Below are 10,654 nucleotides of genomic sequence, written 5' to 3' on the forward strand. Positions count from 1 at the left end.
AGCTTCACAGGCCCCTGCGCCGTCCGGACCTTGCGAATCTCGAAGTCCAATGCATCCCCTGAACTGGGGTGTTGCAACGACTCCTAGAACCCAAGGAGGTCAGGGTGCGGCCCTTCTCGGTCTTGAGCGGCTTGTCCTTGAGTCCGTCGAGGAACGCGGCGACCTTCTGCGGCGCCTGCTCGGCGTCCTTGCCCAGCGGGCACGGGTCCTTGGCGGCGCAGTCGGCGGCGAAGGCCTTCAGGGCCCGCTCGAAGCCGGCCTGCTGCTCGATGTTGTGCTGGATCAGCGAGGTGGAGGCCGAGGTGGCGCCGTCCAGGACGAGCCGGCCGACCCGGTCCGGGAACTCCTCGGCGTAGAGCGACCCGAGGTAGGTGCCGTAGGACATGCCGAGGTAGCTGAGCTTCTGGTCGCCGAGGGCGGCGCGCAGCACGTCCATGTCCCGGGCGCTGTCGCGGGTGCTGACGAACGGCAGGAGCCGCGCGTACTTGGCCTGGCAGGCGTCGGCCAGCTGCTTGCCGTGGTCGGCCGCGGGCCGGTCGGTGTACAGCCAGTCGTCCCGGGCCGCGTCGTCCAGGCAGTTGAGCGGGCTGGTGCCGTCGGTGCCGCGCGGGTCGAAGCCGACGATGTCGTAGCGGTCGTGCACGGGGCCGTCGAAGCCCTTGGGGTCGAAGGTGACCATCCGGACGCCGGAGCCGCCGGGGCCGCCGGGGTTCAGCAGCAGCGAGCCGATCCGCTGGTCGGGCTTGGTGGCCGGGTTGCGGACCACGGCGACGTCCAGGGTGCCGGCCTGCGGCGAGGCGTAGTCGAGCGGGACCTTGAGGGCGGCGCACTGGAGCGCGGAGGTGTCCTCCTCGTTCCGCGGGTCCTTCTGGCAGGGGCCCCAGGCGAGCTGCTGGCCGTAGAAGGCCTTGAGGGCCGGGTCGTTGGCGCCGGTGGGCTTGGGCGTCGGCGTCGGGGCGAGGCTCGACGGCGAGCCGGCACCGGCGGCGGTGGCGGTCGTGGGCGCGGCCGCGGTGCCGCTCCCGCTGGTGCAGCCGGCCAGCAATGCGGCGGTGGCGACGGCTGCGACGGCGGCGGGCAGGACGCGCCGCGGGCTTCGGGCGATCATGGAATGCACGGCACAGAAATATCACCTGTCTGTCACATCGGTCACATGGGATCCCCGGCGTGCTCCGCGGCCGGGCCCTGCGGCGCGGTCGCGGCGGGCGTGAGGTGTGATTCCGTGGCGGGCGCGACGGTGCCATGCTGAGGCCATGACAGAGAGCAGTGCGGTCGCCCCGTTCCGTGAGCGGGTGGAAGTCGGCGGACGGCGGCGGGAGTTGGCCGCCGCGACGGTCGGGTCGGTGGTCGAGTCCTTCGACTGGAACATCTACGCCGTTCTCGCGCCCTACTTCGCGGCGGACCTCTTCGGGCACGGCAAGCACGGCGTCAGCGGCGTGCTCGGCGCGTACGTCACCTTCGCGGTGGGCTTCGTCGCCCGGCCGGTCGGCTCGTACCTGATCGGCCGGCTCAGCGACACCCGCGGGCGGCGCTTCGCACTGAGCCTCGGCATGGCCGTGATCGCCGTCGCGAGCCTCGGGATCGCCGCCGTCCCGGGCCAGCGGAGCATCGGGGCCTGGGCGGCGGTGCTGGCCGTGGTCGCCCGGGTGGTCCAGGGCCTCGCCTTCGGCGGCGAGGCGCCGAGCGTGGCCGCGTACGTCACCGAGACCGCCCCGCCGCGCCACCGCTTCGCGTTCAGCTCGGTCTCCTACGGCGGGATCATCCTCGGCTCGCTGCTCTCCTTCGGAGTGCTCACCCTGCTGATCCACACCCTCGGCAAGTCCGGCCTGGAGAACGGCGGTTGGCGCTGGGGCTTCGTGGTCGCCGCACTGCTCGGCCTCGCCGCCGTCTGGGTGCGGCGGCGGGCGCCGGAGAGCGCGGAGTTCCGCCGGGCCCGGGAGCGCGCCCGGCACACCGCCCGCCCGCCGTTCCTGCGGACGCTGCGCGAGCACCGCTGGGCGGCGCTCACCGTCTTCCTCAACACCCTCGGCGGGACGGTCGGTTACTACTTCGCGCTGGTGTACCTGCCGCAGTACGCCGCCGCCTACCACGTGATCGACAAGGAGGAGGCGGCCTCCTTCATGACCGTGGTGCTCGGTGTGGTGCTGGTCACCATGCTGCTCACCGGCGCCGCCGCCGACCGCTTCGGCCTGCTGCCGGTGGCCAGGATCGGCTTCGGGCTGCCCGTCCCGCTGGTCGGCGTCCTGCTGGCCGGGCTGCGGCAGGGCTGGCTGCCCTTCCAGGCCGTCGCCGTGCTGCTGGGGATGCTGGTGGCGACGGTGCTCGGCACCCTCAACGTCTTCACCGGGCTGCTGTTCCCCACCGAGGTGCGGGCGGTCGGCCTCGGCGTGGTCAACGCCGCCACCATCGCCGCGTTCGGCGGCACCTTCCCGCTGCTCGCCGAGTGGCTCGGCGACCGGCACCTGCTCGGCGTGATCCCGGCGTACGTCACGGTCTGCACGGCCGGTCCGGTCCTCGCGCTGCTGACGGCGATGAAGGTACCCCGGTTCGCGGCGGCCGTCCGGGATGCGGAAGGATCAGTTCACCGGACAACGGGATCCGCCTGACGGACGGTCATCCGCTGTGGTTGAGTGGTCCGGACCAACGCCGAACTGGGGAGGACGAGCGTGGAGAGCGACGCATCGGGCACCGACACACCGGACACCGGCACTCCGGAGGACAGCGCGCCGTTCGGCGGCGTGTCGGACAGCTGGCTGACCGATCCCGGCTTCGAGGAACGGCCGCCGGTGGACCTGCACACCGACCGGGCGCACTCCGCCCGGGTCTACGACTACCTCCTCGGCGGCAAGACCAACTTCCCGGCCGACCGCGAGGTCGGCGACCGCCTGCTGGCCGACCTGCCCGGCATGCGTCCCGAGGTCATCGCCGCCCGGGCCGTGATGCACCGGATGGTCCGCCGGCTCGCCTCGGTGCATGGCGTCCGCCAGTTCCTGGACGTCGGCACCGGCATCCCCACCGCGCCGAACCTGCACGAGATCGTCCAGGCCGTCGACCCTTCCTGCCGGGTGGTCTACGTCGACAACGACCCGATCGTGCTCGCCCACTCGCGCGCGCTGCTCACCAGCACGCCCGAGGGCCGCACCGCGTACGTCCAGGGCGACCTGCGCGAGCCGGAGCGGTTCCTCGACGACCCGGGGGTGGTCGCCACCCTGGACCTCACCGAGCCGGTCGCCCTGGTCCTCGTCAACATCGTCCACTTCCTCTCCGACGAGGTCGCGCACCCGCCCGTGCGCAAGCTCCTGGACGCCCTGCCCGCCGGCAGCTTCCTCGCCCTGTCCGCCGCGACGGCCGACGCCGCGCCCGAGCGCGCGGAGGCCGCCACCCGCCGCTACGCGGAGGCCGGGATCACCCTCCACTTCCGCTCCCGCGAGCGCGTCGAACGCTTCTTCACCGGGCTGGAGCTGGACGATCCCGGCGTCGTCCTGCTCAACCGCTGGCACCCGGACCCCACCGGGGCCGAGGCCACGGGCGAGGTCGGGCTGTACGCGGGAGTCGGCCGCAAGCCGTAGCTTCACCCGGCGCCGACACCCGGCACCGACGCCTGGCACCGGCACCCCGCACGGACGCCTGGCCTGGGAAAGGGATCGTCTTTAGGTGTCCATGTCACTAGAGTGACTGGCCGTCGAACCCCTCACTCGACAGGCGGAGGTTCCATGACCATCCCACGCAGGTCCATCCTCAAGGGCACCTCGGCGGCCGGAGCCGCCCTGGTGGCGGCGGGATCGGCGGCGGCCGCGCAACCCGCGGCCGCCGGACCGGCCGACGACGCCCCCGGCGGTCCACTGCTCCAGGCCACCCCGCACCGCGCCGGAGCGGCCGGCGTCATCGGACTGCACCTCCAGTTCGGCACCGACGCCGGCACCGAGATGACCGTCTCCTGGCTCACCCCGCAGACCGTCCGCCGCCCGCGGGTGCGCTACGGCACGCCGGACGGCGGCCTCGGCCGGGTCGTCGACGCCGAGACCCGCACCTACCGGGACGCCCTCGACAAGGTCGAGGTGTACGTCCATCACGCCCGGCTCACCGGCCTGCGCCCCGGCACCACCTACCTGTACAGCGCCGGCCACGACGGCGCCACCCCCGAGACCGGCACCTTCACCACCGCCCCGCGCGGCCGCGCTCCCTTCACCTTCACCAGCTTCGGTGACCAGGGCACGCCCAACCTCCGCCGCAAGGTCGACTTCCCGAACGGAGTGCCCTCCCCGCTCGGCAAGTACCCGGTGTACACCAGCACCCAGGTCGGCTCCGCGGCCGCCGCCGACATCGTCGCGGCCGTCGAACGCGTCGGGCCGCTGTTCAACCTCGTCAACGGCGACCTCTGCTACTCCTCCTACTCCGGCCGGCACGGCATGAGCCGCACCGCGACCTGGGCCGACTGGTTCATCGGCAACAGCCGTTCCACCCGGCTGCGGCCCTGGATGCCCTGCGTCGGCAACCACGAGGGCGAGGGCGGCAACGGCCCGATCGGCGCGCTCGGCTACCAGGCGTACTTCTCCCTGCCCGACTCCTCGGCCTCCGCCGACCAGGAGACCCGTGGCATGTGGTACGCCTTCACCGTCGGCTCGGTGCGCTTCATCAGCCTGGCCAACGACGACGAGGCCATCCAGAACTCCGGTGACATCTATCTGCGCGGCTACTCGGGAGGTGCCCAACGGCGCTGGCTGGAACGGGAGTTGAAGGCGGCGCGAGGCAGTCGGTCGATCGACTGGATCGTGGTCTGCATGCACCACCCGATGATCTCCAGCTCGGTCAGCGGCTCCGGCAGCGACCTCGGCCTCCGGGAGGCCTGGGGCCCGCTGTTCGACGCCTACGGGGTGGACCTGGTGGTCTGCGGCCACGAGCACTACTACGAGCGCTCCCACCCCGTCCGCGGCACCCTGCCCAACGACACCCGCACCCCGGTGCCGAGCGAGACCCGCACCGACCTGATCGACACCGGACGGGGCACCGTCCACATGGTCATCGGAGCCGGCGGCAACGCCGCCACCACGCAGGACGAGCTCTTCGAGCAGCCCAAGGGCCGGGTGGTCGTCGGGCTGGAGGACCAGCAGCCGGGAAAGCCGTACCGGGAGTCGATCTGGGTCACCGAGGACGCGCCCTGGGCAGCCGTCCAGGACCGCACCCACACCCACGGCTTCGCGGCCTTCGACGTCGACCCGGGCACCCAGCGCGGCGGCACCACCACGATGAAGGTCACCTACTACACCTTCGACGGGCCGCACGGCGACCTCACCCCGGTGGACACCTTCACCCTGTACCGGCGCCGCACCGACGGCTGACCCGCCGTCGACCGGTGGGGTCGCTCAGGGTGGGAGCGGGCCGCTCAGCGCCGGAACAGGCCGGTCAGCACGTCCCACCAGCCGCGGCGCGGCGCCGGAACGGCCGGGATCTCCTGTCCTTCCGGCGCCGCGCCGCTGTTCTCGCCGCCCCCGCCGCCCCCGCCGCCCCCGTCGGCCTGGTCGACCGTTGCCGCCGCCCGCTCCCGGGCGAGTTCCGCCTCCGCCACCGAGACCGGGTCCGGCTCGATGCGGCGGGGGGTGAACTCGACCGGCAGCGCGGTCAGGTGCCGGGAGATCCAGGCCGAGCTCCAGGTCAGCTCCTCCTCGGGCACCGCGAGCCGGACGTCCGGCAGCAGGGTGAGCAGGATGTCGATCCCCGCCTCCGCGACGTGCCGCCCGATGTCCTGCCCCGGGCACTCGTGCGGCCCGGCGCCGAAGGACAGGTGGGAGCGGTTGCCGTGTAGCGGGGCGGCGAGGTCGGGCCGGATCGCCGGGTCGACGTTGCCGGCCGCCAGCCCGAGCAGCAGCATGTCCCCGGCCGCGATCCGCTGACCGCCCAGCTCGGTGTCGGCGGTCGCCCAGCGGCCGGCCACCAGGGACATCGGCGGGGCGTCCCAGAGCACCTGGTCCAGCGCCTCGCCCAGGGTCATCTGCCCCCCGGAGACATGGGCGCGGAAGCGCGGGTCGGTGAGCACCACCTTCAGCGAATCGGCGATCAGGTTGACGGTGGTCTCGTTCGCGGCCAGCAGCACCACGCGCAGGTGCTCCAGCACCTCCTCCTCGGTCAGCCCGGCCGGGTGCGCCAGCAGCCGGGTGGTCAGGTCGTCCCCGGGCTGCTCGCGCCTGACGGCGAGGGTCTGGCGCAGACTGGTGACCACGTAGTCGTTGCTGGCGATCGCCGTCGCGGTGCCCTTCATCAAGTCGCGTGCCGCGACGACCAGTTGTGGCACGTACTCGTCCGGTACGCCGAGCAGTTTGGCCATCACCAGCATCGGCAGGTGCTCGGCGAACTGGGAGATCAGCTCGGCCCGGCCGGTCGGCCCGACCACCTGGACCAGGTCGGTGGTGAAGCGGCGGACGTGGCGGCGGATGCCGCGCTGGTCGAAGCCGTTCAGGCCCTCCACCAGCGCTCCGCGCAACCGCCGGTGCTCCTCGCCGTCCGCGAACACGCAGATCGGCTGCCAGGCGATGACCGGCAGCAGCGGGGAGTCCGCCGGGACCTCGTGGTTGCGGAAGGCGCTCCACAGGCGGGAGTCCCGGGAGAACAGCGAGGGGGTGCGCATCGCGGTGATGTTGGCGCTGTGGCCCAGCACCAGCCAGGCCCGGTGGTCGCCGTGCAGCAGCACCGGGGCGACGTCGCCGTGCTCGGCGCGCAGCTTCTCGTACAGGAGCGTCGGGTCGGCCTCGGCCTCCGGTCCGTACAGGCGGCGCAGCCCGCCGGGGCCGGTCGGGGCGATGCCGCCGCCCGCGTGGGCCGGGCAGCCGGGCGGCGGCGCGGCGGCGGGTGCCGGGCCGGCGGGTTCGGGGAAGGGGGTGGTCACGGGGTCTCCGGTCGCGGGGGTTCGGACACGGGCGTTCGGTCACGGGCGTTCGGTCACGGCCGTCGGACGGACGGGACGTCTGATCAGCCGGTGGAGGGAACGGCCAGCTCGTACAGGTAGTGCATCAGGGTCATCAGGGTGTCCCGGCTGGACTCCCGGCTGCGCGCGTCGCAGGAGACGATCGGCACCTCGGCCGGGAGGTCGAGCGCGCCGCGCAACTCGTCGAACGGGACGGACGGCGCCTCCGGGAAGCCGTTGACGGCGACCACGAAGGGCACGCCGCGCTCCTCCAGCCGGCCGATCACCTCGAAGCTGACCTCCAGCCTGCGGGTGTCCACCAGCACCACCGCGCCCAGGGCGCCCTCGAACAGGCCGTTCCAGAGGAACCAGAACCGCTCCTGGCCGGGAGTGCCGAAGATGTACAGCACGAGCTGGTCGTTGATGCTGATCCGGCCGAAGTCCATGGCCACGGTGGTGGAGGTCTTCTGCTCGACCCCGGTCGGGTCGTCCACGCCGACCCCGGCCTGGGTCATGGTCTCCTCGGTGGTCAGCGGGCGGATCTCGCTCACCGAGGTGACCAGCGTCGTCTTGCCGACGCCGAATCCGCCCACGACCACGACCTTGACCGCCGTGCTGACCGTGTCCGGCAGCAGGTCCGCGTGGGCCGGCCCGACCACGGTGTCAGAGCCGCTGTAGTCCATGGATCACCGCCTCCAACAGGGCGCGTTCGGGGATTTCCGCCGCGGGGACGGCGGCGGCGCGGGCTTCGACCAGCCCGTCGTCGAGCAGGTCCGCCAGCAGGACGGCGACCACGCCGGCGGGCAGCCCCAGGTAGGCGGAGACCTCCGCGACCGAGAGCGGGGAGCGGCACAGCCGCAGGATGGCGGCGTGCTCCGGCTGGTGGGCCGGGGTCGGCTCGCCACGGGAGACGATCAGGGTGACCAGATCGACCACCCCGAGTCCGGAGCCGCCGCTGCGGCCCCGGGTGATCACGTACAGCCGGTCGGGCTCGGGGCCTTCCCAGCCGCCCTTCTCGGCCGTCATGCCGCCGCCTCACTGCGCTCGGTCTCACTGTGCTCGTTCATGGGCCGCCCCGCCTCTGGAGCGCGTCCCGGCAGGCCGGGCCGGGAGCCGGTTCACGCGACCGCCTCGGGGTTGCGCGGCGGGGTGGACAGGTGCTCGCCGATCCGGGCCACCAGGTCGCGCATCTGGTGGCTCACCAGGCCGGCGTCCACGCCCTCGTCGGCGAGCACCGCGAGGTAGGCGCGGTCGCCGGCCGCCATCAGGTAGAAGTAGCCGCCGTCCACCTCGATCACCACCAGCCGCATCGAGCCGTCGCCGTGCGGGAACTCCTGGCCGATCGCGCCGGCCAGGCTCTGCAGCCCGGCGCAGGCGGCGGCGAGGCGGTCGGCGGCGTCCGGGTCGGTGCCGTACTGGGCGATCCGCAGGCCGTCGGCGGACAGCACGATGATGTGGCGCACGTACGGGACGCCGTGCGCGAGGTCGTTGAGGATCCAGTCCATGTTGCTGCGGTGCGGAGTCACTGCTCGCCTTTCCCTGCCGTCTCGTCACTGGTCTGTGCGGCGCTGGTGTGTCCGGTGCCCGGCTGCCCGGTGCCGGGCTGCCCGGTGTGCGTGGTGTGTTCGGTGTCCGTGGTGCTTCGGGCGTCCGTGGTGGGTGCGGCGCCGGCCGGGCCGGACGGGCTCGGGCCGGTGCCCTTGATGCCCTGCATGAACGCCTCCACCCACAGGCCCGGCTCCTTGCGCTCCTTGGCGGGGCGCAGTGCCTGGCCGAGCGGCCCGGCGGACTGCGCGGTGGTGCGCGCCGCGCCGCGGTAGGTCCGGGGCACCAACGGCTGGCTGCGCCGGCGCTGCGGCAGGCCGTTGGCGGTCCACTCGGTCACGATCACCTCGTCGTCCCCGGCCGGGCCGGGAGGCCCCCACGGGTTGGTCGAACCGTTGGACGGCCCGACGCCGGCCGGGGCCGTCCTGGCACCCCAGGGGCGGCTCGGGGCCGCGTGCCGGGCACGGTTCGGTGGCAGCGGGCGGGGTCCGGAGAAGGCTCCGATGCCGTGGGCCCGGCCGGTCGGCGGAGCGGTGGTGAGCATCGCCTTCGGCACGACCAGCACCGCCCGGACGCCGCCGTACGCGGAGCGGCGCAGCGAGATCTGGAAGCCGTAGGCCTGGCAGAGCCGGCCGATGATGGCGAAGCCCAGCCGGGGGGACTCGGCGAGGTCGTCGAAGTCCTTGGAGATCATCGCCTCGCGGATCGAGCGCTCGGCGCGGAACCGGGCCTCGTCGCTCAGGCCGAGGCCGCCGTCCTCGATCTCGATGGCGATCCCGTTCTGCACCTCGGAGGCGCTCAGGTGCACGTGGCTCTGCGGCGGGGAGTAGCGGGTGGCGTTGTCGAGCAGCTCGGCGACGGCGTGGATCAGGGGTTCGACGGCCGGGCCGATGACCGAGATCTGGGCCACCGGGTGGAGGTCCACCCGCGGGTACTCCAGGATCCGGGACATGCCGCCGCGCAGCACGCTGTAGAGCGCGATCGGCCTGGTCCACTGGCGGCCCGGGCGGGCGCCGGAGAGCACGGCGATGCTGTCGGCCATGCGGCCGACCATCGCGTTCCCGTGGTCCAGCCGCAGCAGGTCGTCGAAGACCGCCGGGTCGTTGCCGTGCCGGTCCTCCATCTCCCGCAGGTCCTTGGCCTGCCGGTGGATGATGGCCTGCATCCGGCGGGTGATGTGGACGAAGGACTGCTCGGCGGTGTCGCGTCGGCTGGTCTCGTCGTCGACCGCCTTGGCGACGGCTCCGGCGACCGCGACCAGGGACCGGCGGAAGCGCGGCGAGACGGGGGCGTCGCCCTGCTCCAGCGGGGCGGTGAGGGATTCGTAGGAGTACCCGTAGCGTGCCCCGGCGACGATCCTGCGCATCTCGCCGCGGGCGAGCCGGTCCAGTTCGTCCTCCTGCGCGGCCAGGCGGCGCTGCATGTCCTCCAGCTGCCGGGTGTGCCGCTCCCGTGCCTCGCTCAGGGCCCGCCCCCGGCGCGATGATTCGGCGGCGACGACGGCCACCAGCACGGTGCCCGTGGCGCCGCACCACAGCAACTCGGCCCGGGCCCCGGCGGACACCACCATGGCGGCGACCGCCACGGCCGCCGCCATCACCGCCGTCGGCAACAGCCAGCCGAGCAGCGGCGTGCGGCGCCCTCTGGTGGGTGACGATCCAGCTCGAAGCATTCGGCAATCCTCAAACGATCGGAACAGTACGGGGACGGGCGGCGACCGGCTCCGGAGGCATGGGGGTGCAGCATAGCCAGGTTCAGGACATCATGACTCAAAGTCAAAAATATCGTCCCGCAACCGACTTGTCGCAAACGACTGGACAACACCGACATCTCGCACACCCGTCGCACCCGGCGGTGGCCGCCGCCCTCCCACCAGGCTTCTCGCCCCGCCGCCCGCGCGCCGCCGTCCCGCGCCGGATTCGCTCATGCGAAGGGATTCCGCGCCAAGTGCGGTCACCTCCCGCCGAGTTCGTGCTAGCGCCGTCGGTCCGGTCAACCCGCCGCCCGCCAATCACCCGGACGAGCAACCCAGTCCGGGCCTGCCGGACCGCCCCCGAAACCCCCGGGTTCCACCCCGGGCGCCGCGCGGCGCCGTTGGACGCGGCCTAGGGTCGTCGCATGTTGCGTCCTGAAAGCTGGTCCAGGCTTACGGGTGTGAGTCCCGTCCGGGTAGACACCGGAGTGCCCGGTAGCAGGTCCCGGTTCGTCGTG

Annotated in this window: 9 protein-coding genes; 3 read left to right on the forward strand and 6 right to left on the reverse strand. The window is 73.0% G+C overall.

Going from position 1 to position 10,654, the window contains the following annotated elements:
- Window positions 1–4: 4 nt before the first annotated feature.
- The gene (locus tag ACZ55U_RS38190) at window positions 5–1,108 is read right to left on the reverse strand and encodes an alpha/beta fold hydrolase (protein WP_465534100.1); all 1,104 of its coding nucleotides are present in this window, start codon (window positions 1,106–1,108) and stop codon (window positions 5–7) included.
- A 145-nt stretch (window positions 1,109–1,253) separates the two neighbouring features.
- Here ACZ55U_RS38190 and ACZ55U_RS38195 point away from each other — a divergent pair, with 145 nt between their 5' ends.
- From ACZ55U_RS38195 to ACZ55U_RS38205, 3 genes are all read left to right on the forward strand, one after another.
- Window positions 1,254–2,606: an MFS transporter gene (locus ACZ55U_RS38195; RefSeq protein WP_465534102.1), complete on the forward strand. Its 1,353-nt coding sequence runs from the start codon at window positions 1,254–1,256 to the stop codon at window positions 2,604–2,606.
- Window positions 2,607–2,753: 147 nt separating this feature from the next.
- Entirely contained in the window at window positions 2,754–3,569 is an 816-nt protein-coding gene (locus ACZ55U_RS38200) for an SAM-dependent methyltransferase (protein ID WP_465534114.1), read from the forward strand.
- Window positions 3,570–3,713: 144 nt separating this feature from the next.
- Window positions 3,714–5,339, forward strand: coding sequence for a purple acid phosphatase family protein (locus ACZ55U_RS38205; RefSeq protein WP_465534104.1), 1,626 nt, complete (start codon window positions 3,714–3,716; stop codon window positions 5,337–5,339).
- A gap of 44 nt (window positions 5,340–5,383) precedes the next feature.
- Here ACZ55U_RS38205 and ACZ55U_RS38210 read toward each other — a convergent pair whose 3' ends face one another.
- The 5 genes from ACZ55U_RS38210 to ACZ55U_RS38230 form a co-directional block, all read right to left on the reverse strand.
- On the reverse strand, window positions 5,384–6,880 hold the full coding sequence (locus ACZ55U_RS38210; RefSeq protein WP_465534106.1) for a cytochrome P450: 1,497 nt from the start codon (window positions 6,878–6,880) through the stop codon (window positions 5,384–5,386).
- Between the two features lie 83 nt (window positions 6,881–6,963).
- Window positions 6,964–7,581 (reverse strand): GTP-binding protein, encoded by a 618-nt coding sequence (locus tag ACZ55U_RS38215; RefSeq protein WP_465534108.1) that lies wholly within the window; start codon window positions 7,579–7,581, stop codon window positions 6,964–6,966.
- Entirely contained in the window at window positions 7,562–7,924 is a 363-nt protein-coding gene (locus ACZ55U_RS38220; protein ID WP_465534110.1) for a DUF742 domain-containing protein, read from the reverse strand. The genes ACZ55U_RS38215 and ACZ55U_RS38220 overlap by 20 nt, the downstream gene beginning before the upstream one ends.
- A 92-nt stretch (window positions 7,925–8,016) precedes the next feature.
- Complete coding sequence (locus ACZ55U_RS38225; RefSeq protein WP_465534116.1) at window positions 8,017–8,403, reverse strand: roadblock/LC7 domain-containing protein; 387 nt, start codon at window positions 8,401–8,403, stop codon at window positions 8,017–8,019.
- Window positions 8,404–8,420: 17 nt separating this feature from the next.
- Window positions 8,421–10,115, reverse strand: a complete 1,695-nt coding sequence (locus tag ACZ55U_RS38230; RefSeq protein ID WP_465534112.1) for a sensor histidine kinase — start codon at window positions 10,113–10,115, stop codon at window positions 8,421–8,423.
- Window positions 10,116–10,654 lie beyond the last annotated feature (539 nt).

It is taken from the genome of Kitasatospora sp. NPDC034533, assembly GCF_055575155.1.